Annotated in this window: 25 protein-coding genes and 2 pseudogenes; 12 read left to right on the top strand and 15 right to left on the bottom strand. The window is 42.1% G+C overall.

The window, feature by feature from the left end; all coding sequences use genetic code 11:
- From hutG to MHO32_RS17145, 4 genes are all read left to right on the top strand, one after another.
- Positions 1–1,014 carry a formimidoylglutamase gene (gene hutG, locus MHO32_RS17160; protein ID WP_009700164.1) on the top strand — a complete coding sequence of 338 codons (1,014 nt, stop codon included), beginning with the start codon at positions 1–3 and terminating at the stop codon, positions 1,012–1,014.
- Between the two features lie 113 nt (positions 1,015–1,127).
- Positions 1,128–2,825, top strand: coding sequence for a urocanate hydratase (hutU, locus tag MHO32_RS17155; RefSeq protein WP_009705869.1), 1,698 nt, complete (start codon positions 1,128–1,130; stop codon positions 2,823–2,825).
- 11 nt (positions 2,826–2,836) lie between these two features.
- Positions 2,837–4,372 (top strand): histidine ammonia-lyase, encoded by a 1,536-nt coding sequence (gene hutH, locus MHO32_RS17150; protein WP_239213153.1) that lies wholly within the window; start codon positions 2,837–2,839, stop codon positions 4,370–4,372.
- A 576-nt stretch (positions 4,373–4,948) separates the two neighbouring features.
- A complete protein-coding gene (locus MHO32_RS17145) occupies positions 4,949–5,674 on the top strand; it encodes a DUF3581 domain-containing protein (protein WP_239213151.1) in 726 nt (241 codons plus the stop codon).
- Between the two features lie 82 nt (positions 5,675–5,756).
- Here MHO32_RS17145 and MHO32_RS17140 read toward each other — a convergent pair whose 3' ends face one another.
- The gene (locus tag MHO32_RS17140) at positions 5,757–6,218 is read right to left on the bottom strand and encodes a methyltransferase family protein (RefSeq protein WP_005445612.1); all 462 of its coding nucleotides are present in this window, start codon (positions 6,216–6,218) and stop codon (positions 5,757–5,759) included.
- Between the two features lie 93 nt (positions 6,219–6,311).
- Entirely contained in the window at positions 6,312–9,347 is a 3,036-nt protein-coding gene (gene ydiJ, locus MHO32_RS17135; RefSeq protein ID WP_239213149.1) for a D-2-hydroxyglutarate dehydrogenase YdiJ, read from the bottom strand.
- Positions 9,348–9,606: 259 nt separating this feature from the next.
- Between ydiJ and MHO32_RS17130 the strand changes: the two genes are divergently transcribed.
- The 7 genes from MHO32_RS17130 (at position 9,607) to MHO32_RS17100 (ending at position 15,438) form a co-directional block, all read left to right on the top strand.
- Entirely contained in the window at positions 9,607–10,290 is a 684-nt protein-coding gene (locus MHO32_RS17130) for a DUF3334 family protein (protein ID WP_009697342.1), read from the top strand.
- Between the two features lie 145 nt (positions 10,291–10,435).
- Positions 10,436–11,131, top strand: coding sequence for a DUF2786 domain-containing protein (locus MHO32_RS17125; protein WP_005445617.1), 696 nt, complete (start codon positions 10,436–10,438; stop codon positions 11,129–11,131).
- A gap of 165 nt (positions 11,132–11,296) precedes the next feature.
- Complete coding sequence (locus tag MHO32_RS17120; protein ID WP_017190341.1) at positions 11,297–11,956, top strand: OmpA family protein; 660 nt, start codon at positions 11,297–11,299, stop codon at positions 11,954–11,956.
- Positions 11,957–12,032: 76 nt separating this feature from the next.
- Positions 12,033–13,010: a J domain-containing protein gene (locus tag MHO32_RS17115; protein WP_026138246.1), complete on the top strand. Its 978-nt coding sequence runs from the start codon at positions 12,033–12,035 to the stop codon at positions 13,008–13,010.
- A gap of 181 nt (positions 13,011–13,191) precedes the next feature.
- Positions 13,192–13,377 carry a hypothetical protein gene (locus tag MHO32_RS17110; RefSeq protein ID WP_005445621.1) on the top strand — a complete coding sequence of 62 codons (186 nt, stop codon included), beginning with the start codon at positions 13,192–13,194 and terminating at the stop codon, positions 13,375–13,377.
- Between the two features lie 361 nt (positions 13,378–13,738).
- Positions 13,739–14,131 (top strand): SulA-like leucine-rich domain-containing protein, encoded by a 393-nt coding sequence (locus MHO32_RS17105; protein WP_009697340.1) that lies wholly within the window; start codon positions 13,739–13,741, stop codon positions 14,129–14,131.
- Between the two features lie 203 nt (positions 14,132–14,334).
- Entirely contained in the window at positions 14,335–15,438 is a 1,104-nt protein-coding gene (locus MHO32_RS17100) for a phosphoribosylaminoimidazolesuccinocarboxamide synthase (RefSeq protein WP_005445626.1), read from the top strand.
- A 293-nt stretch (positions 15,439–15,731) separates the two neighbouring features.
- Here the strand turns inward: MHO32_RS17100 and MHO32_RS17095 are convergent, their stop codons facing one another.
- From MHO32_RS17095 to MHO32_RS17035, 12 genes and pseudogenes are all read right to left on the bottom strand, one after another.
- Complete coding sequence (locus MHO32_RS17095) at positions 15,732–16,133, bottom strand: hypothetical protein (protein ID WP_239213147.1); 402 nt, start codon at positions 16,131–16,133, stop codon at positions 15,732–15,734.
- A 136-nt stretch (positions 16,134–16,269) separates the two neighbouring features.
- Positions 16,270–16,716: a hypothetical protein gene (locus MHO32_RS17090; RefSeq protein WP_239213145.1), complete on the bottom strand. Its 447-nt coding sequence runs from the start codon at positions 16,714–16,716 to the stop codon at positions 16,270–16,272.
- A gap of 60 nt (positions 16,717–16,776) precedes the next feature.
- The gene (locus MHO32_RS17085) at positions 16,777–17,232 is read right to left on the bottom strand and encodes a hypothetical protein (protein ID WP_239213143.1); all 456 of its coding nucleotides are present in this window, start codon (positions 17,230–17,232) and stop codon (positions 16,777–16,779) included.
- Between the two features lie 132 nt (positions 17,233–17,364).
- The gene (locus tag MHO32_RS17080) at positions 17,365–17,610 is read right to left on the bottom strand and encodes a hypothetical protein (RefSeq protein ID WP_017817976.1); all 246 of its coding nucleotides are present in this window, start codon (positions 17,608–17,610) and stop codon (positions 17,365–17,367) included.
- Positions 17,611–18,275: 665 nt separating this feature from the next.
- On the bottom strand, positions 18,276–18,527 hold the full coding sequence (locus MHO32_RS17075; RefSeq protein WP_239213141.1) for a DUF2442 domain-containing protein: 252 nt from the start codon (positions 18,525–18,527) through the stop codon (positions 18,276–18,278).
- 847 nt (positions 18,528–19,374) lie between these two features.
- A pseudogene (locus tag MHO32_RS25840) lies at positions 19,375–19,604 on the bottom strand (hypothetical protein); the annotation flags it as partial.
- A 166-nt stretch (positions 19,605–19,770) separates the two neighbouring features.
- Positions 19,771–20,202 (bottom strand): GNAT family N-acetyltransferase, encoded by a 432-nt coding sequence (locus MHO32_RS17070; protein ID WP_045490299.1) that lies wholly within the window; start codon positions 20,200–20,202, stop codon positions 19,771–19,773.
- Positions 20,203–20,409: 207 nt separating this feature from the next.
- On the bottom strand, positions 20,410–20,826 hold the full coding sequence (locus MHO32_RS17065) for a hypothetical protein (RefSeq protein ID WP_239213139.1): 417 nt from the start codon (positions 20,824–20,826) through the stop codon (positions 20,410–20,412).
- Positions 20,827–20,994: 168 nt separating this feature from the next.
- Positions 20,995–21,411: a hypothetical protein gene (locus MHO32_RS17055; protein ID WP_239213131.1), complete on the bottom strand. Its 417-nt coding sequence runs from the start codon at positions 21,409–21,411 to the stop codon at positions 20,995–20,997.
- 14 nt (positions 21,412–21,425) lie between these two features.
- Positions 21,426–21,842, bottom strand: a complete 417-nt coding sequence (locus MHO32_RS17050; protein WP_239213120.1) for a T6SS effector amidase Tae4 family protein — start codon at positions 21,840–21,842, stop codon at positions 21,426–21,428.
- A 279-nt stretch (positions 21,843–22,121) separates the two neighbouring features.
- Positions 22,122–22,532 carry a hypothetical protein gene (locus MHO32_RS17040; protein WP_069687247.1) on the bottom strand — a complete coding sequence of 137 codons (411 nt, stop codon included), beginning with the start codon at positions 22,530–22,532 and terminating at the stop codon, positions 22,122–22,124.
- Between the two features lie 80 nt (positions 22,533–22,612).
- Positions 22,613–23,503 (bottom strand): peptidoglycan-binding domain-containing protein, encoded by an 891-nt coding sequence (locus MHO32_RS17035; protein WP_239213118.1) that lies wholly within the window; start codon positions 23,501–23,503, stop codon positions 22,613–22,615.
- 364 nt (positions 23,504–23,867) lie between these two features.
- Here MHO32_RS17035 and MHO32_RS17025 point away from each other — a divergent pair.
- Positions 23,868–24,829, top strand: a pseudogene (locus tag MHO32_RS17025) (IS30 family transposase).
- Between the two features lie 22 nt (positions 24,830–24,851).
- On the opposite strand, the gene MHO32_RS17020 reads toward MHO32_RS17025, so the two are convergent.
- Positions 24,852–25,328 (bottom strand): GNAT family N-acetyltransferase, encoded by a 477-nt coding sequence (locus tag MHO32_RS17020; RefSeq protein WP_005500215.1) that lies wholly within the window; start codon positions 25,326–25,328, stop codon positions 24,852–24,854.
- Between the last annotated feature and the right edge of the window lie 229 nt (positions 25,329–25,557).

Raw genomic sequence — 25,557 nt, 5'->3', positions numbered from 1 at the left:
ATGTCTCAATCCGATGTAAATCACCCACCCTTTCACTGGCAAGGTCGTCACGATGCCGAAGATGGAGAACAAGGAAAGCGTGTCCACCACGTGATCAAAAATATCTCCACCGAAGAACTACCACATTTAAGCGAAGGCGTTTCAATACTTGGCTTTGCTACCGACGCAGGTGTGGCGCGTAACAAAGGTCGCATTGGTGCGAAGAAGTCACCAGATTTAATCCGTCGTGCCTTAGCCAATCTTGCATGGCATCAGGACGCGCCACTTTACGATATAGGAACCGTCGTTTGTGAAGACGATTTACTAGAGTCAAGTCAGAATCTGTGCGCGCATACTATTGCTCAAGTCCTACCCTATAGCCCTGTCGTCGTCTTGGGTGGAGGGCACGAAATTGCGTGGGCTTCATTTTCTGGATTGGCCAAATACTTCAAAACCCATCACCCAGATAAGCAGCCAAAAATCGGTATCATCAATTTCGATGCACACTTTGACTTACGCGCTTTTGAAAGCCCCATTGCAGAGGTAAAGCCAAGTTCTGGTACACCATTCAATCAGATCCATCATTTTTGTCAGCGTAACGATTGGGCATTTCATTACGCCTGCATAGGTGTCAGCCGCAGCAGCAATACTCAGGCTCTTTTTCAAAAAGCAGATCAACTCAACGTCTGGTACGTGGAGGATAATCAGCTTTGTTACATGAACCACAGCTATCATTTAACCCAGCTCCAACACTTTATCGATGACTGTGATTATCTCTATCTGACGATTGATTTGGACGTATTTCCAGCGGCAACTGCACCTGGGGTAAGCGCGCCAGCAGCGAGAGGCGTAAGCTACGACATCCTTGCACCGTTTCTCGATCGAATACTGCATTACAAGAACAAACTCATGTTGGCAGACATTGCAGAGTACAACCCCACTTATGACGTCGATAGCCAAACGGCTCGATTGGCAGCACGTCTGTGCTGGGATATTGCCAATGCCATGGCAGAGAAAGACCATAAACCCAAATAACCGAATTCAATAACACTTAACTCGAATAATGGTTAGTTCTCATGCCAAGTTATTTGAGGAGAAGTAGCCAAGCAGAGACTTGGATATAAACGTGAAACTAAAGGAGTCTTAAAATGACACAGCGCCAGGGACAAGATCCACGACTTGATACAAGCAGAACAATTCGTGCTCCACACGGTACACAACTGCGCGCCAAATCTTGGCTGACGGAAGCGCCACTTCGTATGCTGATGAACAACCTTGATCCAGATGTAGCCGAGCACCCTCACTCGCTTGTCGTCTATGGTGGCATTGGTCGAGCAGCACGAAATTGGGAATGCTTCGATAAGATTGTTGAAGTGTTAGAAAGACTCGACGATGACCAAACTTTACTCGTCCAATCAGGCAAACCTGTCGGCGTTTTTCCGACGCATAAAAACGCGCCGCGCGTGCTGATTGCGAACTCAAACTTAGTGCCACATTGGGCGAATTGGGAACACTTCAATGAGCTCGATAAAGAAGGCTTGATGATGTACGGTCAAATGACCGCAGGCAGCTGGATTTACATTGGCTCACAAGGCATTGTTCAAGGTACTTATGAAACCTTTGTGTCTGTGGCGAAAAAGCACTTTAAGGGTGATGCCAAAGGCCGCTGGATCTTAACTGGGGGCCTTGGTGGCATGGGTGGTGCTCAACCTCTTGCTGGCACCATGGCTGGCTTTTCCATGATTGCGGTCGAGTGTGACGAATCACGTATCGATTACCGCCTACGTACCGGTTATGTTGACAAAAAAGCAACGTCTTTGGATGAGGCACTAGCGATGATCAAAGAATCTGACGCACCAATTTCAGTTGGTCTACTGGGCAATGCAGCAGATATCTTCCCAGAGCTTGTAGAACGTAACATCACACCAGACGTAGTAACAGACCAAACCTCTGCGCACGATCCATTGAATGGTTACTTACCTCAAGGTTGGAGCATGTCACATGCAGCAGACATGCGTTTACAAGATGAAGCAAGCGTAGTTAAAGCAGCCAAACAGTCGATGGCGATTCAAGTGAAAGCTATGTTGGAGCTTCAAAACCGAGGCGCGGCAACGCTCGATTACGGAAATAACATCCGTCAAATGGCTTTAGAAGAAGGCATTGAGAACGCGTTTGACTTCCCTGGCTTTGTACCAGCTTACATTCGCCCGCTATTCTGTGAAGGCATCGGACCGTTCCGCTGGGCAGCATTATCTGGCGATCCAGAGGACATCTACAAAACCGACCAAAAAGTGAAAGAGCTGATCCCGGATAACCCACATCTACATAACTGGCTAGACATGGCACGCGAACGCATTCAGTTCCAAGGTCTACCAGCACGTATCTGCTGGGTTGGTTTGAAAGATCGAGAACGTTTAGGTCAAGCCTTTAATGAAATGGTGAAAAACGGTGAGCTCAAAGCCCCTGTCGTCATTGGTCGTGACCATCTAGACTCAGGGTCTGTAGCAAGCCCGAACCGTGAAACCGAAGGAATGATAGATGGCTCAGACGCCGTTTCAGACTGGCCACTACTAAACGCATTGCTGAATACCGCAGGGGGTGCGACATGGGTATCTCTTCACCATGGTGGTGGCGTAGGTATGGGCTTCTCACAACACTCTGGCATGGTGATTTGTTGTGACGGCAGTGATGACGCGTCAGAGCGCATTGCACGTGTTCTACATAATGACCCAGCAACGGGGGTTATGCGTCACGCTGATGCAGGATACGACATCGCAAAACAATGTGCAGCTGAGCAAAAACTGGATTTACCAATGCTCAATGAAGAACTGAAAAAGCTGAAGTAAGGATGAAAGACATGCTCAATTTAACGCTAAAGCCAGGTCATATTAGCTTAAACGAACTACGCCAAGTGAGCCGCTCACCCGTAAACCTTACTCTGGATTCAAACGCGATTCCAGCAATAGAAGAAAGCACTCAAGTGGTCGATCGAGTGATTGCAGAAGACCGGACGGTTTATGGCATTAACACCGGCTTCGGTTTGCTAGCAAATACACGCATTGCACCAGAAGATTTGGAAACACTGCAGCGCAGTATCGTGCTTTCTCATGCGGCTGGTATCGGCAAGTTCATGTCAGACGAAACCGTTCGTTTGATGATGGTATTAAAGATCAACAGCCTCGCCCGTGGCTTCTCTGGCTTACGTTTAAAAGTCATCAACATGTTGATTGATTTGGTGAATGCTCAGGTCTACCCATGCGTCCCTCAGAAGGGCTCTGTAGGCGCATCTGGTGACTTAGCGCCATTAGCTCATATGAGTACGGTTCTTCTTGGTGAAGGTCAAGCTCGCCATAATGGCAAAGTGATTTCAGGTCTAGAAGCACTGCAAATCGCCGGTCTTGAGCCAATCACTCTTGCTCCAAAAGAAGGGTTAGCACTGCTTAATGGTACTCAAGCGTCAACAGCATTTGCACTAGAAGGTTTGTTCATTGCCGAGGACCTGTTCTCATCAGCGACGGTTTGTGGTGCGATGTCAGTAGAAGCGGCTTTAGGCAGTCGTCGTCCGTTCGACCCACGTATCCATCGTGTTCGTGGTCATCGTAGCCAAATGGATGCCGCCTTGGCGTACCGCCACCTGTTAGAGGCGACCAGCGAGATTGGTGAATCTCATACCAACTGTGAGAAGGTACAAGATCCTTATTCACTGCGTTGCCAACCTCAAGTAATGGGAGCTTGTTTGCAGCAAATTCGCAATGCAGCAGACATTCTACAAGTGGAGGCCAACTCTGTGTCGGATAACCCGTTGGTCTTTGCGGAAGATGATGACATCATCTCCGGCGGTAACTTCCATGCAGAGCCAGTCGCTATGGCGGCGGATAACCTTGCACTTGCGATTGCTGAAATTGGTAGCTTGTCTGAGCGACGCATGGCACTACTTATAGATAGCGCTCTATCTAAGCTTCCTCCCTTCTTAGTCGACAATGGCGGCGTGAACTCCGGCTTTATGATTGCTCAGGTGACGTCGGCAGCATTGGCAAGTGAAAACAAAACATTGGCTCACCCAGCTTCTGTCGATAGTTTGCCAACATCCGCAAACCAAGAAGATCACGTTTCGATGGCTACTTTTGCTGCTCGTCGTTTAAAGGAAATGGGAGAGAATACACGTGGCATTTTGGCGGTTGAATACTTGTCAGCTGCTCAAGGGCTAGATTTCCGTGCACCAAACAAATCTTCAGAGCGTATCGAAATTGCCAAGCAAATGCTGCGTGAGAAAGTGTCGTTCTACGATAAAGACCGCTACTTCGCGCCAGATATCGAGCAAGCCAATGCACTACTCAAGCTCGCTCTGCACAACGCATTAATGCCAGAAAGCTTACTACCAAGCGTGCATTAATTCATAGTGAGTGATGACTTTAAAGGCTCCTCCGTGGAGCCTTTATTGTATTTATATATACCTAAGTAACCTCGAGATGCTAGGTTCAGCGAGAATGACTTGGTTTGTAGACGCGGAGGCGATTTAAAGGTCTAGTGGATCTAAATCAAGAATCGCCAATAAAATATACAAGCCAAGGTCCTTACTATTTGTAAAGAGTACCCTTTGGAAGCGTGTCATTGACTCGCTTTTCTATTAAACCAATGGCTAAGTCAAACAAATTGGAAATTGGAAATAGCTGGCTGTTACGCTGCGTTGTTTTCCTTGCTTGCTTTCGGTAAGTAGGGAATCAATGACAACGCTCTGAACCCTGCATCTTGAAATCACTTGGGTATATACTCATCGCCCGAAGCGAATGGTAAATTCCTGATTTATAGCCATACTGAATAATGTGACACAAAAGCACTCTTTTTGATGCTTAATTGCCCTGCGTTATCGTTTCATTGTTAAGATACAGTGAAGTTTTCACTGGATGGACCATTGCTACGCAGATATTCGCATATAATCCCTGACAGTTTTGGTTACTACGTAAAAATTATGTTTCTAACACCTTATTTTTCAAACACTAATCACCAATTTCAGTTCACTCGTGAGCAAGCAAGTCACTTCGCTAAACGCGTCGCTGGTGATTACAACCCTATCCATGATGAAGACAACAAACGCTTTTGTGTGCCGGGCGATTTACTTTTTGCCGTATTGCTAAGCAAAGAAGGGGTAAGCCAAAAGATGCGTTTCGATTTCTCCGGAATGGTGAACGATGGCGTAGCGCTTCATATCGAGAATAAGTGTGAAAAAGAAAGTGCCGTAGTCGATGAAGCAGGTAAAGAATACCTGCACATGTCTCGTGAAGGCGAAACTAACCTCAACCCTGAGTTCATTGAACACGTGGTGACTAACTACGTTCAATTCTCTGGCATGAACTTCCCTCACATCATGGTTCCTCTGATGGAAGAGAAACAAGTGATGATCAACTGCCAACGACCATTAGTGATCTACGAAAGCATGGAAGTAGAATTCAGTCGTTTAGACCTAACTCATCCAGAAGTAGATTTCACTGGTGCGACGTTCGATGTTGAAGGTAAGCGCGGCGTAGTAACACTAAACTTTGCCTTCAAAGAAGATGGCGAAGTTGTTGGCAAAGGCATCAAGCGCATGGTTGCGAGTGGTCTTAAGCCATACGACCAAGATGCAGTGGACGATTTGGTTCAACGCTTTAACGAGCGCAAGGATGCCTTCCTAGCAAAGTTTGCTAAGGCAGCATAATCATCCCACTGCCGACAGATTTCAAAAAGAAAGCCCAGCGTATTGCTGGGCTTTCTTTCATCTGTAACTCGGTATCTTTGCGTCAAATCCAGCGACGCACTTGGTTTTTATAATCCAAATAGTCTTCGCCAAACAACCTCTCTAACGCACGTTCTTCTGGCTTTATTTGATAACGGTTCATGTAGGCCACAAACAATACACCACATAAAATGACGCTTAAGTGTTGCCACCACAAACCTATAGCGACAATAACTAATAATAACGCCACATACATTGGGTTACGCGTGTAGGCAAAAACGCCGGAATCCACCACTAGTGAAGCCGTCTCTGGTTTAACCGGATTTACGGTCGTCTTTGCTTTGCGAAATTCATAAACACCGGCAATACCGATAAAACCAGCAAGAATAATGAGCCCCGCCGTAACGAACTCGACAAACGGCACTGTAATTTTCATTTCAGGCATCGCTTCTTTTAACCCATACATCAGCAGTATCATCAAGAAAAATAGAGCGACAGGCGGCACTTTAAGCTCAAGCTTTTTCAATCTTCATATCCTTATGAAAGTAAAAAACAGATTCATGTTCAGTTACATAGCACGAATGACAACAAGCCCAGTAAAACTGGGCTTGAGTAAACGTTATAACAAGGTTAGCAAAGCTTGCACTGGGTGTTTAGGTTTGATGCCTTCAAAACGCTTTACTTGGCTTCGACAGGAATACCCTGTAATTAAGCATCGGTCATTATCAAGCTTATCTAAATTTGGTTTCCAGCTTAGATCATAGATATCACGAGACATAGTTAGCTTATCCACTTCATGACCAAAAGTGCCAGCCATACCACAACAGCCTACAGGCACAGTATTCAAGATCGCACCAAAGTGAGCAAAGATTGCCCCCCACTCTTTCTCAGCATTTGGCATTTTTGTTTTCTCAGTACAATGCGCAAACAAATACCAAGGTGCTTGCTCTTTGGTATCTAAAGCCTCGAACTCGCTCAGTCTTGGATAAAGCCATTCATGAGCAGTTAAAACATCAAACTGACCACGCTTACTGCCCAATACCTCAGCATACTCATCGCGATAACAAAGCACTAGCGCGGGATCAACACCCACCATTGGAATGTCTAAATCCGCAACCATCTCCAAGAACTTAGCGGTATCTTGAGCGGTGTGCTTGAACTGGCGTAAGAAACCTTTAATGTGCTGTGCTTTGCCATTTGGCTTAAATGGCAAAAGAACAGGGTTCATACCCAACTTCTTAACCAGCTTGATAAAGTCTTCCACCACCTCAGCATCGTAGTAGCTGGTAAATGGGTCTTGTACAATCAGTACATGCTGTTGTTTGTCCTCACTTGATAAACCACTCAGCACTTGAAGATCATAAGCCGTCGTTAACGTGTCTACACGATCCTTCAAAGTAGGCACAGACAGCAACGGTGCATCGACATAACCCACAGTAGATGCCGTTAAACTTTGCACCCAAGACTGCTTAAGCACTCCATTCACAAGCGTTGGTGCTTTTGCCATTAATGGCAGCATCGACTCAATGTTCGACACCAAGTAATCTTTTGCCGGACGTTGGTAGCGCGAGTGATAGATGTTTAGGAAACGAGAGCGGAAGCTAGGCACATCAACCTTGATAGGACACTGACTCGCACACGCTTTACATGCAAGACAACCATTCATTGCCTCGTATACTTCGTGAGAGAAATCATACTCATGACGACGATTGATTGAATGACGTACACGGTCGATCATGGTTTTGATAGGCGTTTTATTTTCTAGCGTCTGCTTCTCTAAGTCGAGAATATCAATGCCTTGCTCTGTCAACTGACGTAACCATTCACGCACCAAACCTGCTCGCCCTTTTGGTGAATGGCGACGATCTGCTGTCACTTTCATCGAAGGGCACATCGGCGAGCTCGTGTCGTAGTTAAAACATAAGCCGTTCCCGTTACACTCCATTGCCTGCTTGAAGCTATCACGCACATGAACGTCAATCTGACGGTCGAAGTAGCCACGTTTCGTATCCGTGACTTTCACAAGTTCTGCATCGCTGTTTAACGGTGTACAGATTTTGCCAGGGTTCATTTTATTGTGCGGGTCGAACGCCGCTTTTACACGTCGTAGCTCGGTAAACAGTTCCTCACCGAAGAACTCAGGTCCATATTCAGAACGAAAACCTTTTCCGTGCTCACCCCACATCAAGCCACCGTATTTGGCCACCAGCTTAACAACCTCGTCTGAGATTTCATGCATTAAGGCTTCTTGATGAGGATCGCATAAATCCAATGCAGGACGGACGTGAAGTACGCCAGCGTCTACATGACCAAACATACCGTAGTTGAGTGACTTCGCATCCAGCAGTTCACGGAACTCAACAATAAAGTCCGCTAGGTTCTCTGGCGGCACACAAGTGTCTTCCGCGAACGCTACCGGCTTAGCACGCCCTTTCGCGGCCCCCAACAGCCCCACAGCCTTTTTACGCATGTTGTATATACGCCCGATGCTCGCAACATCATTACATACTTGATATCCAATAATGCCCGCTTCTTCGGTCTCTAGCATGCTATCAAGTCTGCTCGTCAGGGAGGCCACTTGCGCGGCAACTTCCTCTTCATCTTGACCTGCGTATTCCACCATATTGATGCCAAGCATCTCTTTGCTGGGCACGTCGGTGATCAGGTCGCTGACGGTGTGCCAGACAATGTCTTGTTTGGCAAGGTTAAGCACCTTAGAGTCGACGGTTTCGACTGATAGAGCATTTGCCTCAACCATAAATGGAGCGTTACGCAATGCAGAGTCAAAACTGTTGTATTTTACGTTCACTAACGTTCGAGCTTTAGGGATACGAGTTAAGTTAAGTTTTGCCTCGGTAATGAATGCCAACGAACCCTCAGCCCCACACAATACGCGAGTAATATCAAAACGATCTTCCTGCTCATCAAACGCGTTCTTTAGGTCATAACCGGTTAGAAATCGATTTAATGGTGGAAACTTATCATTAATTTGCTGACGCTTATCACGACACACCGCTTCGGTAATGCGCATCGCGTTGTGGGCAAACTCACCTTCAATGGGCATACCATGAGACAGATCCGATTCTAAGATGGAACCGTCAGCAAACACCGCTTGCAGTGACAAAACATGATCTGACGTTTTACCGTATTTGAGAGAACCTTGACCAGATGCATCGGTATTGATCATCCCACCAATCGTTGCTCGGTTACTGGTCGATAAGTCTGGTGAAAAGAAGTAACCATATGGGCGCACAGCATCGTTGAGTTGGTCTTTGACCACTCCCGTTTGAACACGCACCCAACCTTGCTCTTCGTTAACCTCTAACACTTTATTCATGTGACGCGACAAGTCGACCACAATGCCTTTGGTTAACGACTGTCCATTGGTACCTGTTCCGCCTCCACGTGGTGAAAACGTTATACGTTCATAAGCTTCCTTATTGCTCAACCGACCAATAAGGGAGACATCTTGAGTGTTTTTTGGGTGAACTACAGCCTGAGGAAGTTGCTGGTAGACACTGTTATCGGTGGCTACCGCAAGGCGGCTAGAATACTGGCTTTCAATATCGCCAGTGAACCCGGATTGCTCAAGTTCTTTGAGAAAACTCAGAACAAGAGGATCGACATCCGTTTGCGAGTGTAATCTTGGTAACATTTGCTTCCTGCCCCTACTGCGCTGATCCAATCAGCTGCGGGTTATGTAATTTTTAAGCACCCACGCCTCGGAACTACACCGTCAACAGCAGAAGACAGAGACATGAATGAGGTAATATTCTTTGAATTACGTCACTTTACAACATTTAAAAAGGCGTTCAAATCAGAATCTCCAAACAAGAATTAAACTTATGCTTTATTTTTTGAGGCTTGATGCCTTACATTGAAAGGGAAATAGCCCTTTAATATGAGCTTTCAGGATGAAAAAAAATAAAGTTGTAACCACTGAAGATATCCTTCTAAAACTTTGCCAGTCGGTTTCTGGCGTTCTTACTTCGGCGACTTCCTCTCAAGTTAACTACTCAGCAATGGTGCAAAAGATCAACAAAACCAGCCTCAAGCCGGATTTTGGTTGTTTTGTACTGTTTGACGGTGGGTTTACTGGATTGGTGGTCATTAACTTTACTGCTAAAGCGGCACTGGAGGTCTACACCAACTACATGCGCAATATGGGCATGCCAGAAGAGGAGTTAGCGATCTCGCACACCTCTGACGAAGTAGGTGATGTTCTTGGTGAGCTGATGAATCAGTTGGTTGGCGACTTCACCAACAAGATCCGCAAAGAGCTACAAACCAACATTACTCAAAACCAACCCAAAATGTTGGCTCTGAATAAACAGGTAATTTTGCAAGTAGACACCAACCTCGATCGACCTCAAGCGCGTCGCGTGACCTTCTCTACGGCAAATAACAACATTTTCTACTTAGAACTTGCGATGGACAAAACCGAGTTTATTCAACTTGAAGAGTTTGAGGTGGCGGAAGACGAGAGTCCAGACGACATTTTAGAAGCGACTCGCAAAAGTATGGAAGATAAGCAAGCGTCACAATCAAGTGGTTCTAAAAATGACGCAGATGATCTGTTAGACCAGTTAGGTTTATAACGTTTCAATCGCTATTAACACCGTATTAAGCCCCTTTTAATAAGGGGCTTTCTTTTTGCTCACAGCTCGCCTTTCTGGCGTTTTTAGTGCGAAAAAGGTAATATGTCCGACTTCTTAAATTTTCTGCTCTTGGTACTGTTCATCGATGGATAAACAAAAAGCTCTGAAGAAAATCGCCAAATGTTTAGAACTGGGTAATTCCGCCAACGTCAATGAGGCTGCAAACGCCATCAAAATGGCGCATCGTTTGATGCTTAAATACGGGTTGGATAAAGATGACATTGAGTTTATCAAGATGGGTAAGACGCAATCGTCACACCTGCTGCCAGCCAACATCAGTTCAACATTGCTGCGTGTGATCCGCGGTATTAACACTAAATTTGGTGTCGAGGCAGTACTTCTAAACCATAAAGGATTAAAACGAGTTGAGTTTATCGGTGAAGCAGACCGTGCGATTTTTGCTGCATTTGCATTCGATATTATCTATCGTGAAATGAACGAAAGTACTGGTCAGTTTCGTAACAGCTTTGCCGGTTCAGGCACCTCATCAATGGAAGTCACTCGTCGCGTGAACTCTTTTGTTTCAGGTTGGGTTGAAGGAGCACTTGAGAAACTACCAGTGATCTCCCCTGATGAAGAGTCCGCAAATAAGATCAATAACTACATTGATAAAGAATTTAAAAACATCGACCGAGAGACGTTCAAGAAACAACTCAAAGAAGCGATGAAAAACCTCACAGCAGATTATGAAGTTGGCCTAAAGAAGGGTCGTAAGGTCTCCGTTAACCGCGGAGTGGGCGGAGAGCAAGCGAGAAAAATGTTGGATAACCCATCGAAGTGAGCCTATCACTGGTTATTCAATCGCCAACTATCAGAAAAAGCTGACGAACGTCCTATCAATCTGACGTTCACATAACAAATATCAATACCTTCTATTCCATAATTCACATCCCATTATGAGGCGCCATTGCGCCTCGGCTTATACGGAGATTTTCCTTTGAAAAAGATGTCTATTGCACTTGCGCTAGTGCTGGCTCTTACAGGCTGTCAAGCAACCCAACGCCAAAACGCAACCACAGGTGAATACGAAACAAATTCCACCACACAAGGTGCGCTTATCGGTGCGATTGCTGGCGCAGCAATCGGTCTTGCGACGGGCGACAATGCAAAAGAACGTCGTCAACATGCATTAATTGGCGCTGCAGCTGGTGGCGCAACTGGTGCTGGCATTGGTTACTACTTTGACCAACAAGAAGCAGAATTGCGTCGTGCACTACTGAATTCAGGTGTGCAAGTTGAACGCGTAGGTGAAAACAAACTGCTTCTTCGCATGGAAAACGGCATTGGCTTCTCTTCAAGCTCTTACCAATTAGACGCAAGCATCCATAACACACTACGTGGCGTGGCGCGCATTCTGGTTGAATACCCAGACACTAGCCTTGTGATCGATGGTTACACCGACAGTACTGGTAGCGATTCATACAACCAAACGCTATCTGAGCGTCGTGCTGAATCGGTACGTCAATACCTAGTATCACAAAACGTCGCAGCAGGTCGCGCAATCGCACGTGGCTACGGTGAGCGTAATCCAATTTGCTCAAACCAAACTTCTGAAGGTCGTGCTTGCAACCGTCGTGTTGAAATCCAGATCTTGCCACTGAAGTAATTTGGTTGCACCATATCGGTAATAACTAAAATTACCGGAGCAGGTCTAGCGGTAAGCGCTAGACCTGACATGCCTCATGTGTTTCAAAACTTTTGCCCTTTCCCTGGTATTGATGACCAGTTTGACGGGCGCAGCATTCGCCTCCCAAAACCCAACTCAGCCTGAGGCGCAATTCGAACTAGCGCAGCAGCTGGCTCTATCCCCTAATCCAACTTCACCTAATGACGCACGCTATTGGTTAGAACAATCGGCACATCAAGGGTATATTCCAGCGCAAAAGCAGTTAGCCGAAGACTACGCTAGAGGTTTAACCGGAGACGTAGATTACACCTTAGCAGTGTATTGGTTTACATCAGTGGCACTGGATGATCCAAACGATCGCGGGTTCTTGTTGGCTGATTTTGTAGAACATCATCAGCAAGAAGTATCAAACGCCGATTTGGTTGAAGCCTGGTATCAACTTTCGGCTTTAAAAAACCCGCAAGCAGAGCAAGCGTACAATCAATTTTTGGAAGCGCGGTTTAACCAATTACGAGCTAAACAAGTATCGGAAATCGTCGAGTTAGACAAAAAAGCCACCGACGAAGAAGAACAAGACCAAAAACAAGCGAAGTCCACGCAACAAGCACAAGAGTCCACACTTTGGTACTTCTTTGGCGCCCTAGGTGCTGCTTTAGTAATTGCTGGAGGCGCATTCGCAACTCGCCGACATCGTCAGAATATCAATGCAAATACCGCCCACCAAGTATCCAGAACGCTGCAGTTAGAAACTCAAACTAAAGAACTTGAATTTGCAAATAAGCAGCTTAAACGTCAACTTGAAAAGGTATTCAAAGAGTTTAGGAAGATCAAAGGTCAATCGGAAGGACACAGATTGGCTGTAGCATGTGCCATGTTCGGTTATACCCCACAGAGTATCCCAGACAGTAAAGCAGTGAAATTGCGCTACAGACAACTATCAAAGCTCTATCATCCTGATTCCAGAGGAAGTGAAGAAGAAATGAAGCGTTTAAATCAGGCGTTTAAAACCATTTCACAGAATGTTACAAAATAGTAAAACCAAGTCAAACCCCTTTAGCATGCGAGCTTTTCTGCCTCTAAAATAAAGGCTCGCAATCGATCTCCCTCTCAAACAAATTAACAGACATTTAACCTAGCTATCTTTTGTATGCCATAATACTTGGCGAAAAATAACACCTAGCGACTCAAAATTCATGTAGGTGGGGAGAAAATCAATGTTCACTGAAGAAGGCACCTGTGACTGGTGCAAAAAACCTAGCTTTGTTACTCGTCATGATTACCTAGATGGTAAATACCATCGTTCTTGCAAATCTTGCTACGACATCGCCAAAATTGATGTGCGCCTCTTTAACCAAGGTGAATTGCAAATGCGTGAACGTATGGTTCAGCGAGCAAGCTAACCACAACAAATCAATGGAACTGATTTTCAAAGGCGCCTTGTTTAAGGCGCTTTTTTGATCGTATCAGCTTACCATTTTCCATCCTGCCTTTTCGTCTCCGAGTCAAATCCTACTGTGCAACCCCTGTCTATACAGTAGAAAAACACTGTATAGACAGGAAGCGCAATGTCGATGAGTTCACATTTTCTCACACTGCCAATCTACACTCGATAATAACTTTATTTCTATAATTCAAAAACTTAACAAAATCCCAAGCCATAAACATGCGACATTTATTCTAAGTCATCGATAAAAATGGGTTGATCAGACTTCGAAAACAAACTACTGTATACACATACAGCATGTATAAAGGAACAGTAAGATGCAGTTACAAAGTCAAACTCATACATACTCTCGCTACAACGTATTGGCGCAAGCAACACAACCGATGGATGTCTCTGACCAACTTCTTTCTCAGTTGGCAGTATTATCTCAGCAACAGCAGTGGATTTTGTTTACTGCTCAGTGCCCGCGTCCTGATTTTGAGCAACTTGCTGCTTCTAATATTCGCTGTCAAAACATCATTCAGATGAAGCCATCTCAGCAACTTTCTGAAGTGGAAATCGTTATTAAAGCCATCCAATCTGGCAATGCTAGCGCAGTTGTTGCTTCGAATGAGATTGCTCTTATCAATCAATCTATGCTTCGTGACATCGCTCAGCGTTATCAGTGCGAAGTCTTTTTCGTCGAAGGCCGTCCAAGCCAATACCACTAATAATATCGACGTTATCCATCCTGCATCTCGCCTCCTTTTAAGGGGGCTTTTTTATACCAAAACAAAATAAGGCAAACGTTTGCTTTTTCTCTGGCGAGTTAAAATAGTTCTGGTATGATGCCCTCATTCGGTTTATTCAGTGCGCACTGTGCGCTGAGTAAGTTCTCTTTCTGACGTTTGATTAAGATGATAGGAATGTCGCAATGAGCCTTGCTAATCAAGTACTTGCCGTCAATGACGACCTGCCAATTCGCACTCACAAGCCCGTCCACAGCGGAAAAGTTCGCTCTGTTTACTGGTTAACAGAAAAAGACAGCGCACGACTGATCAAAGAAAAAGGATACGACGTCGCCCCAGATGCGCCCTTGGCCATTATGGTAATCAGCGATCGCATCTCAGCATTCGATTGTATCTGGCACGGAGAAGGAGGACTAAAAGGCGTTCCGGGTAAAGGAGCAGCGCTGAACGCAATTTCAAATCACTGGTTTAAACTGTTTAAAGAAAACGGTCTTGCAGATAGCCATATTTTAGATATCCCCCACCCGTTTGTCTGGATTGTACAAAAAGCCAAACCAGTTAAGATTGAAGCTATCTGTCGTAAGTACATTACGGGCTCTATGTGGCGTGCTTATGCAAATGGTGAACGCAACTTCTGTGGTATTCAGCTTCCAGAAGGTCTTGAAAAAGATAAAATGTTGCCAGAGCTACTAATGACACCTTCAACCAAAGGTATCTTGAAAGGCATTCCTGACGTCCCTGAAGCTGATGACGTGAACATCACTCGCGAAAATATCGTGGACAACTTTGCAGCTTTCAACTTCTCTCATGCAGAGGACATAGCGCAGTACGAGAAGCTACTCAAAGAAGGCTTTAACGTGATCAGTCATGCACTGGAAGCCATCGACCAAACCTTTGTTGATACTAAGTTCGAGTTCGGTTACGTACACGATGCCGCAGGTAATGAAAAACTAATTTATATGGATGAAGTTGGCACACCTGATTCATCGCGAATTTGGGATACCAAAGCGTATCAAAAAGGTCAAATCGTCGAAAACTCGAAAGAAGGTTTCCGTCAGTTCCTGCTAAACCACTTCCCGGACCCAGATATTTTACTTAATAAAGAGCGTATGTCAGAACGTGAAGCATTGGCTCGCAACAACGAATTGCCAGTCGAATCTTTAATGGATATCTCTCGCACTTACATTGGTATTGCAGAAAAAATTACCGGAAAGCCAATTACGTTAAGCCAAAACCCTAAAGCTGAAATCATAGAGATCTTAAGTAAAGACTATGGCTTAATTGACTAAGCTACCCATTGCCGTTTACTGGCAGTATAGTCTCGATTAAAAAACCCGCACATTGCGGGTTTTTGTTTTTATTCGTTTGCATTTAACTAACTTAATAAATGTTTCGTAAGTAACGCATTGTTCAGCTTCGGCCCAATGTGAAGACAGGACAGACCTTCAGAATACAACTTTGAGAGTCAAGTGACAACGTAACCACAACAAAGACTACTATACCAAGTTAAATAGTGTGTTTATACCCAAATTCAAAGTAAATATGATTGAGTTAAATACTCTTGAGTTCTATATCGACAGGTTCAAGCAATCTCTTTTTCCAATGCTTCTATAACCCTTTTAGCATCTCTCAGCGAAGCCCCCATCTCTTTTCTATAAAGACGAATAGCTTTTAATTTAGCCCCGGATTTAACCGCATCACACACCTCGATTGAGACACCAAACCGTTGATCGACCTCTAAACCTGATTGTTCCAATAAGAGATCTATCTTGCGCTCAATTATCTTTTGTCGATACTTAATTGAAGAGAACTCGTTTTGTCCCCAAAATACAGCAAAAGCTAATATGCCTAACATCCACTCCACAAAGCCCTCCTTTGACACACGTTGCTCCCCTAAACAGGAAAAGTTGTGAGGAATAAAACCAATAATTAACATGAGTTCAATTGCTTCGGTATAACTATCTCTAATTACGCCAGTAATCATGGCTTTTACTGCGATGCACCTTCAAGCTTCTTGAATTAGAAGGCATGGTTAAAACGAAATAACTCATCTTTTCGTAGTCCATCGCCATACCGATCATCATCAGATGTTGACACAATATAATTCTCACAGCTTAGGTTCATTCGTGTTTTATTAACCCCATCGCTTCTGCTGTTGTTATAGTATTGAAAGGCCCTAAAATTTGATTAGAGAGAAAGATAAGCTGCTGTTCATCTAAATGTTTAACATCAACACTGCTTGGCATGTCGAAGTAGATGAATCCTTTCAGAACCTCATTGAGCGTTGTAATGTCATATTCGCTCAAAACACTTTTAAGTTTTTCGGCTTCTTCTTGAGTGCACTCGTAATCCTTAAGAAAATGTATGTATAAGAATACTTTTCTTTTGTTATCTAGCGTCAAACTTTTGAACCAATCAGACTGAGGAAATACAATAGTCGTTTCCTTGCCTACCTTGTCACACTCTTGCCACTTGTCATTCCATGTTTCCAAGTAGCTCAGTTTATCCACTTTTGACACGCATCCAACTAAAATGAGTAGCGTCACGTTGATAACGAGTGTTTTCATTATCCCCACGCAATATAAACAACAAAATTGATTCATTTTTTCCTCGTTCTTACAGAAGCATTAAATCAAGCGCTCGTTACAATCTAACATTTTGACTGGTAACTGGTTATCCACGAGAAAGTAATAAAATCGCAAATCCTCGATCAAGTCTTTCGAAGCAAGTTCAAAATCTTGGTAAGTCTGATTTTTGTAGCGAAAACGAACCGTGTGTTCAAACCTCTTTGTTTGTCCATACAGAATTTCTTTTACATCAGATGTCATGATACACATATTGAGAAACCTCAACTTAGTGCCATCAAACGAGACCTCGACAGACTGTCGTGGTTTTGATACTGAATAATCGATAAGTAGTGAGAAACCACAACCAAAGGCTATAAAGCTGAGTTGAGTAAGCAATGGTTCTTCTGAAATGCTCACTAAGTAGTAAGCTAAAATACTAAAGAAAAACACTCTGTTTATAAAACTATGAAGTAGCTTAATATTGGACAACTTGTTTTGTCTTAATAATGCTTTCATGTTTCCATTTATCCTTTTCACTAAGAAGTAATAATTTTTCTAAAATTTCCCAAAGCCCAAAGATAATTTGGTCACTCTTCCCGTTTTTAGTTTGTAGATCCTAATGCCCGTATTGGGTGGAAATAAACTTATTTATATTTTAGTAAATTTAAAGATTAAACATTCCAGTAGCATGAGATCGTTTGCAAGTTCGATATAATCATCACTGTCTTCATCTAATTTAGCTAACAAAGCTAAATCACGCTCATACTTCTCAATTAAGTAAATCTTTATGTACCTCAGTTCTTTATCATCAAACATAGAGATCCAAGCCTGTTTTAGCGCTGCTTTGAAATCCATAGCTGATAACGTTTTTGTGCCGTTGGCGAAACGTAACACTCTTTACTTTCACCCCATATAGGGCGCTGTCGCCTATTTAGAAGCGAAATATGTATCGTACTTCCATCATCTGCAGTGCACTCGTCCCCACCGAGACAACATTGGTTTCGCTGCCATCGCTTTCCTTGAAAGTAGTAAGACTGACCATTACGAGTTAGTGTTATCAGATCTATCAAGATATCTCCATTTTGTAACTCAACATATGCGAGTAAATTTCGTGACTTGCGTTTCACTTCTCCCTCCAATGGAGCAACATTGAATAAGGTTTTCACTTTCAATACATCTAAGGAATCCTATCAGCAAAGCGAGTATCATAAGTCTTCTTGGTTAAAATTAAGTATTTGTTCCCCAAATACAACCTTCGCCTCACTCTCAAGTGACTTTCTGAGTAGTTGAACCTTTATATAATCATTAGCAGCATTAGCGCGAACATTTTCATCATCGGAAAACTCACTTATACTCCTTAGCCTTTCAAGCTCATTAAGCGTAGATTCTAATATTATTCTAGTTTCCCAACCAACAAAGCTAAATTTTAATTCCCTAACATATGTTATGTGACTTTTCTCTATTTTACTTGATGATAGTAAGACTTTTCTTTTCCATGAACATTTCCGTCTATAATTAAGTTTTCGAAAACTAAAAATTTTTAAAACAAGGAAGAATCATTAATTAATGATATTATTTTCATAAAGATCTTCAATAGGAAAAATCATATTATAATCATGCCAGTTCAGATTCCCATCAACAATGTCAAAGTCAACAAAGAAACAAGTATCCCTGTACTGCTCATAATCCGGGTGTTTTCCACTAAAAATAAATGATGAGAAGTCAACAATAGAGATGTGTCCGTCACTGAATTGTATCTTTAATATGTATCCAAAAAGATGTTTTACCTTGACTATTGAAATTTTTTCCACTTTTTCCTTCTTAAATCTGTTCAGGATAATTGTCCATTTAGGGAGGGTTACTGTTTATATGAAAAACGATAAAAACAAGTTTTAAAGTACGTTCCATTAGAGTTGGTGATAAGGCGTAAATTTCGAATTAATTAGTAGCATTACACTTCAGTGTATTATCTCCAATAAAACTGTATGAGAACATACCATTAGATTCAATATAATAAAAATATATTGAATACGCACATCCCAAAAAAAATATATATCAAGATACTTACCCAGCCATTTTTAATTAACAACTAAACTAGGAAAATTAGAAGTAAAAACATATTTTTAATAAGTCCACTTCTTCTTTTGGATGCTTTTAATAACATAAATTCTGACGAATAGTATTTATCGTAAAGTAAACCCAATAAAAACGAAAAATATATTCCACATACAAACAATAACAAACTTATGTCGATTTTAATGAGCACTACACCAAGGAAAGGACAAACTAGTAATATAGAGATAAGTATCATCCATATTATGAGCATTGACACATTTTCAACCCACTCAAACTTCCTAGCCATAAGTTTCGGCAAACAATCCATTTTACCTCCTGATACATTAGACAGGTTTCATCTTGCCTATATGCTTCAAGTAAAAATATAAATCATATCACCCTAATAAAGAAGCCTCACCATTATATAATTGACACCTTGAGATCAATGGCTCAGTTATAATGTTGTAAGTTACATTTTTGTATTAATATCGAAACATAACTAAACACTAATCCCCGAAATTAGACTCTTGACTTAATAAGTTAACGCCGCGGGCATTAATTACTATTCTGCAACAATTTCTGATATCGGAAAGTGTGAGGCTATCAACTTTGCGAACTCTGCATATGCCGTGCATTATCTGCGGATTTTTACCACCACAGGCTTTCCCATAATATTTAATGTCTGGCGAAGAATACAATGATAGTGCTTTCTCAGCATAAGTCATTACAGTTCCCGCTTCGCCACACAACGCCCCAAACGCATAAGGCTTTATAAATTTATGGTGTTCTTATAGTAGTTGATATTTTAACCAATATTCTGCGGTATTGTCATGCTACGCCCAAGCAAATAGCACACTGAACTGGTTTGAAGTAAAAACGCCAAGCGTTTCGAATCACTCTTAAATTTATTGTTATGTGATTTTTCACCACATACGGAAACGCCCAAAGTTATTAGCTTTGGGCGTTTCTTCTAGCAAACTGGTTACGACAAACCGAGCTCTAAAGTGTCATATGCAGAATTGGAAAAGGTTTTCCCATATCATCAAGTGGTGAGCGAGAAACAACTCTAAAACCCATATACTCGTAAAAACCTACGGCTTGCGGGTTTTGTTCATTTACATCGACTTTGGTTGCACCTAACTGCTCTATTGCATATTGCAGTAGCACCTTACCAACACCTTGCCCTCTTGCCTCGTTCAAGATAAATAGCATTTCAACCTTTGAGTCGTAGATACCCACGAAACCTAAAATTGAGCCGCTATCATTTTTCACACATCTCAACGCGACAGCAGGAAAAGCCTGCTCAATGATAATTGGTTTAAAAAACTCAATATCTTCTTCTGTTATGAAGTCATGAGTTGCTCGGACTGAATTTTCCCAAACATTAAGCATTTCTGCATAATTTTCAGGAAGCACATTTTCTACAATCATCGTATTTTCTCTAAAGTTGACTGAAATTCATGTGCAGCCGCGAGGAAGAATGTTAACCTCAATAGGTATGAGTTGTCCACCAATCGCATAATTCCCTGCTAAGAGTGAGCAACACAGAACAAAAGCTGTCGCACATCACCTTAGTCACTAAAATCAAGGGATGATAAAAATGCTATGCTTGATGCCCCCCTAAACAGTTTGTTATGTTTATGTGTTGGAGCGAATGATCTTAAAACCGTCGTCAGCGGCAATCCTAAAGTTATTGCTAAATCCATTTTTTATGGTTACGTCTAATGATTTTTTGCACTGTTTGATATCAGGACATACTCCATTTTCTACTTCGAATACGTATCCTCCTGGAGCTAAGTAAATGGTAATTTCCTCCATCACGTTAAGCCACACCACGTATTCTCCATCTATTTTCAAGAATGTAGTAGCCAAAGATCCTAAAACACCAGTGTCCCGTGTTATCGTCACTGGAACAGTTCTAAGTTCAGAAGGTTTATATAATTTTTGATTATATAATCGTTTATGAGACGCTAGCTTGACATCAGATGGTACTGTTGGAGCTGTAGCGCATCCAACTAATCCAACAATTAAAAATAAGCACAAAATCCTTTTCATATATTTCTCCACAAATTAGCTATACGTTTTTAAGCTACATACACATAACGCCTTGTTAAGGTATAAAGCACGCAATACCTAAGCGACCGCATACCACCTTAATCACTAACACCAACGCATGGTAAAAATGCCACGCGTGCTGAATCACTCTTGAACAGATTGTTAGAATTACTTTTGCACGGACTTTGATACAAAGTATTCAAAAACCCTTCTTTCTCTATCAGCCCCGCAACTACCACTTTCCTTAAACCAGTTGATCAACTCTACTGATTTATCACGGCGGAAAATTAACGCTCCATAACGAGAAGTGCATTCTTTGTTGTCGAAAGATTGAGATTCAACCAAAACTACATATTTATCATTGAATCGCTCTAGATGAATTAAACTAGTTTCTCCAAACTTAATAAACGAACATTTTTTGTCCCCGATATCACTCAGCTCTTGAGAATATGAGAGATTCCCAGCGTTAATAACGTCTACGGTACAATCTTCATTTAACTTAATTTCTCTTTCAAAAATCGAGAATTGCTCTGCGCTAACGGAAAACGAGATCAAAATACCTATATAGATAGGGAACTTACTCATGTTAACGTCCACATTCATATAGTTTTCGCTTCCCAATAGGCATCGCCTACAGCTTTAGTCCCATCCCATAAGTCTATATGCCCTTGCCCTGAAAAGTCAGGAATGTTCATATAACATACAATACCTTTCTTACCGATAGCATTGCTTGGCAGATGCCCATTTGCTTGGCTTGTCCAACCGAGTGTGCGTGTCCCTAAGACTTTTGGAGAACCTAGCTCTGCAGCTAGACCTTGTGCCCCTCTTAAATAACCATGCGAGTATTTATTCTTTGACGAATTCTTAAAGGCTGTAAGGAAGTCACCATCTGTTTTAACTAAAGCTTCGCTCATCCTAATTGCACAAGTCTTGGGAAATGCCATTGAGTATAAATGGGCTTGCATAGGAAGAGTTTTATAGTTTACTTTGAGCTTGCTGAAACTTGGCTTTTTCATATTTAACCTTTATTGGTGTGAACTTAAGGGATGCTCACATATGCAAATATGTTGTTAAATATGAGTACGTCTTTTTGTCGACTCATATCGATATTTATAAGTCTATTAATTTCAAGTCGTTGCATGAGCCTTTGTAGTTCTAACGCCCTGTTAAGGTGTGAGCAACGCAATACCGATGTCCCTGCAAGCACCTTAATCACATAAACCAACGCATAGTGACAATGCCAAGCGTTGAGAATCACTCTTAAATGCTTTGTTACGTGCGCACCAACGATGCCCCTATGGCTCACCTCCAACACCAACATATAGACTAATCATTTCATGTAACACCGAATTTTTACTATATTCCCGTGTTCCAGATACCTCTATACTCGAGAATTTTGAATCAACCACAAGTTCAAGTTTTTCACTATCATAGAACCATATTGAAAAAAAGTCCGGATCAACTGTTAATTGATGTTTATCTTTAATACCATCTAGTATTAAACCAACTCGTAACTTTAGCTTATCTAAATTTAATGTTTCTGATTGATAATTAACCACATAGTTATTCATTAGACAATATTTATTTTCAAATATTAACAGGTCTCCATCACTAAAAGTGTAATAGTGCCTTATTACTTTCTCATCACTATCTGTATCAATCCCCTCATAGACATAAAATGCAGAAGAGCCTTTGATCAATGGCATGAAAGAGATTTCATCACAGGCACTTGAATAAAATGGACTCAAAGCCAAGCAAAAGATCAGTATGCAATTGGATACCCTCATCAATCAAACCTCGTGATTCTTTTTGCATTAGGGACAACTTCTATATGCCAACATTTATTTGACTTTCCTGTTTCATCAATGAACTTATTGATATATCCGTCTTCTGTTAATGCTTGTAAAACAGCAGTAAACTTTTTAACAGAAAAAAACTCACTATTAGCTACTCTTGTAGAATTAACACCGATATCAATAACATTGTATTTCTTATAGTCCTCAACAGTTGTACAATGCTTTGAAACCTTTTTGCCACCTCTAGCTAATAGTTCTATTTTTTCTTTCATTAATCTTATAACTTCATGTTTATCTTTTTTTGAATTACTACTATAAACATCAAGAACAGCGTCGCCATTTTTACCATACAGCTGTTTTTGCTTTTTCAAATCAATTCTAGCGTTTCTATACATTATTGACGCTTGCTCTTCAGGAAATCTTAATGTACTAGATATTACCGCACACTTCATTCCAGCTTGTGCTAACGCTAACCTAATAACATTAATAGAATAACTACTTACTAATCTTTTATCACTAGGGAGTGATGATTTATAGCTAACAGAATAGTCTGTAGTTGACAACTTATTCCTTGACTCTATTTCAACATTTTTATTGCGTACAATTAATGAACTACTAAGTTTTTCCTTTTCTTTTTTAGGCGCATACATTAATAGCTCGCGAAAAGTTCTTCCATTCGGATCAACTCTACCATCAGGCTTCCAACCTGGCATTATAGTTCTTTGATAAGAAAATATTGCTCCGATTGTCTTTGAACCACACAAACCATCGGTTATTAGCTTTCCTGCCTTAGCTTGACTGTTTAGTAAAATCTGAACAATTTTTACATCTTTTTTCTTATTAACTCCACCAGCACCAACTGAACTCTCGATCGCTACCATCAACAAATACCCATAAACTTAAAATAATAACATTCTATGTTATTCAGGCATTTCCAATCTTCAACAGGAGTCAATCAACACTCGACAGACTTCTAGAAATATCTATAGTAAATGTAATTAACAAACTAGCCACTATTATCAAGCATGTAACGCCCTGTTAAGGGGTGAACAACGCAATACCGAAGCCGCCGCATACCACCTAACCACTGAAATCAACGCATAGTAAAAATGCCACGCGTTGCGAATCCCTCTTAAACAGTTTGTTAAATGACTTGGATTCAAGTACGAAGTGCGACACCCCTGAAATTTAAAACAGTGAGATGTGCTATTCATAAGTTTTACTCCCGCCAAGAAGTGAAAAACCATGAATTACACACACCTCACTGAGAATGAAAGGTATATGATGTCCGCACTTAGAAAGCAAGGCATTAGTGTCGTCAACATCGCTAAAGAGCTAGGGCGTCACAAGAGCACTATCTACCGAGAATTTAAACGCAACTCTCGATACAACGCCTATCGCCCTCACCCTTCCTATCAGCCTGCTAGAGCGCAACAAAGAGCTAGAAACAGGTTGAGCCGGTCACGGCGTAACAAGCGCTATACCAAGCACGATTTCAAAATTATTGACGCGCTTATAATGCTCGATTGGAGTCCTGACCAAATCGTTGGATTTTGCCGTTTGCATGGCTATCCAGTGATGAGCCATGAGCTTATTTACCAGCATATTTGGACCGATAAAGCCAACGGAGGCATGCTCTGGAAACATTTACGTCAATCACCAAAACAGAGTACAACGCCAAAGATAGCAGGGGGAGAATTGCCGCTAAAAGGCACATAACAGAGCGACCAAAACAAGCTGAGTTACGCCTAGAACCTGGACATTGGGAAATAGATACCGTGATCGGTCGTGGAACTAAGCACTGCATTGTTACTCTCGTTGACAGAATGACTGGCTACACCTATATCGGACAGCTAGATGACCGAACAACTGCATCACTCAACGCGAGAATGACAGAGATCGTTACGCGTTCAAACTTACCATTTAGAACTATCACTGCTGATAATGGTACAGAATTCAATCAATATCAGGAGATAGAAAACAAGCATAAATGTTTGTTTTACTTCGCAACGCCCTACCACTCTTGGGAGCGAGGGACCAATGAGAATACAAATGGACTCATACGCCAATATTTACCTAAGAAAACCTCAATGGCTCATGTGACACAAAGACTGTGCAGCCAGATAGCGTATAAACTGAATAACAGACCACGCCAAAGGCTTGGTTACGAGACACCAACGGAGTATATTTATGATCAGCTACTCTAAGTGTCGCACTTCAAACTTGATACTAAGTGCGTAGCCAAAGTTGGTAAAAGTCTGTTTCATCGTGCTTGGGATTCTTGCGCACGAACTCCCAACCATGGCGCTTGTAGAATGTGAGAGCTCTATGGTTAGTTCGGCTTACTGAAAGTACAGCACGCAAACAACCCGCTGTACTCAACGCGCTTACAATATAATCCTGCAATTTTGCAGCGAGTCCTGAACCACGAAAATTCGGCTTTAAGTAAATGAGATGCACATAGCCAGTCTCCGGCTCGGGTGAAAAGCTACGAAACTCTAACTGCCCTGCAAACTGACCATCCACAAATATATGGATATAGAACCATCCTGATGTTGCTAGCCGGTCTAATACTCGTTCACGATAACCACTGATGAAGTCGTCGAAACCATCGTAATGCCCAAAACTACAAAAGTATGCATCTTTTCTCGCAGCTACGCACAATTCGAAATCATCAATGTTTATCTGCTGAAAAGCAATTTCCATACTTACCTTTTCCTTCAAGCACCTAACGCCCAATTAAGGTGTGAGGCACGCAATACGATGCTCCCGCATACCACCTTAATCACTAAAATCAACGCATAATGAAAATGCCACGCGTTGCGAATCCCTCTTAAACAGTTTGTTAAGCTACTGAAGTAAAAGAGATAATCAAATTAAAACCAAAATACATTAAGCAGACAACCCAAAAACCATAACCAACAAGAAACATTGG

Source organism: Vibrio sp. MMH1-50, from assembly GCF_022347645.1.
GTDB classification, from domain to species: domain Bacteria; phylum Pseudomonadota; class Gammaproteobacteria; order Enterobacterales; family Vibrionaceae; genus Vibrio; species Vibrio harveyi.
This window is presented reverse-complemented; position numbering and strand designations above follow the sequence as displayed.

Bases quoted from the DNA above. Each gene is read 5' to 3' on its own strand.
- MHO32_RS17050 (WP_239213120.1), bottom strand. From the start codon at position 21,842: ATGAAAAAGCCAAGTTTCAGCAAGCTCAAAGTAAACTATAAAACTCTT.
- MHO32_RS17145 (WP_239213151.1), top strand. From the start codon at position 4,949: ATGTTTCTAACACCTTATTTTTCAAACACTAATCACCAATTTCAGTTC.
- ydiJ (WP_239213149.1), bottom strand. From the start codon at position 9,347: ATGTTACCAAGATTACACTCGCAAACGGATGTCGATCCTCTTGTTCTG.
- MHO32_RS17130 (WP_009697342.1), top strand. From the start codon at position 9,607: ATGAAAAAAAATAAAGTTGTAACCACTGAAGATATCCTTCTAAAACTT.
- MHO32_RS17100 (WP_005445626.1), top strand. From the start codon at position 14,335: ATGAGCCTTGCTAATCAAGTACTTGCCGTCAATGACGACCTGCCAATT.
- MHO32_RS17110 (WP_005445621.1), top strand. From the start codon at position 13,192: ATGTTCACTGAAGAAGGCACCTGTGACTGGTGCAAAAAACCTAGCTTT.
- MHO32_RS17090 (WP_239213145.1), bottom strand. From the start codon at position 16,716: ATGAAAACACTCGTTATCAACGTGACGCTACTCATTTTAGTTGGATGC.
- MHO32_RS17125 (WP_005445617.1), top strand. From the start codon at position 10,436: ATGGATAAACAAAAAGCTCTGAAGAAAATCGCCAAATGTTTAGAACTG.
- MHO32_RS17040 (WP_069687247.1), bottom strand. From the start codon at position 22,532: ATGCCATTGATCAAAGGCTCTTCTGCATTTTATGTCTATGAGGGGATT.
- MHO32_RS17070 (WP_045490299.1), bottom strand. From the start codon at position 20,202: ATGATTGTAGAAAATGTGCTTCCTGAAAATTATGCAGAAATGCTTAAT.
- MHO32_RS17035 (WP_239213118.1), bottom strand. From the start codon at position 23,503: ATGGTAGCGATCGAGAGTTCAGTTGGTGCTGGTGGAGTTAATAAGAAA.
- MHO32_RS17020 (WP_005500215.1), bottom strand. From the start codon at position 25,328: ATGGAAATTGCTTTTCAGCAGATAAACATTGATGATTTCGAATTGTGC.
- hutG (WP_009700164.1), top strand. From the start codon at position 1: ATGTCTCAATCCGATGTAAATCACCCACCCTTTCACTGGCAAGGTCGT.
- MHO32_RS17095 (WP_239213147.1), bottom strand. From the start codon at position 16,133: ATGATTACTGGCGTAATTAGAGATAGTTATACCGAAGCAATTGAACTC.
- MHO32_RS17055 (WP_239213131.1), bottom strand. From the start codon at position 21,411: ATGAGTAAGTTCCCTATCTATATAGGTATTTTGATCTCGTTTTCCGTT.
- MHO32_RS17065 (WP_239213139.1), bottom strand. From the start codon at position 20,826: ATGAAAAGGATTTTGTGCTTATTTTTAATTGTTGGATTAGTTGGATGC.
- hutH (WP_239213153.1), top strand. From the start codon at position 2,837: ATGCTCAATTTAACGCTAAAGCCAGGTCATATTAGCTTAAACGAACTA.
- hutU (WP_009705869.1), top strand. From the start codon at position 1,128: ATGACACAGCGCCAGGGACAAGATCCACGACTTGATACAAGCAGAACA.
- MHO32_RS17105 (WP_009697340.1), top strand. From the start codon at position 13,739: ATGCAGTTACAAAGTCAAACTCATACATACTCTCGCTACAACGTATTG.
- MHO32_RS17120 (WP_017190341.1), top strand. From the start codon at position 11,297: ATGTCTATTGCACTTGCGCTAGTGCTGGCTCTTACAGGCTGTCAAGCA.
- MHO32_RS17115 (WP_026138246.1), top strand. From the start codon at position 12,033: ATGTGTTTCAAAACTTTTGCCCTTTCCCTGGTATTGATGACCAGTTTG.
- MHO32_RS17085 (WP_239213143.1), bottom strand. From the start codon at position 17,232: ATGAAAGCATTATTAAGACAAAACAAGTTGTCCAATATTAAGCTACTT.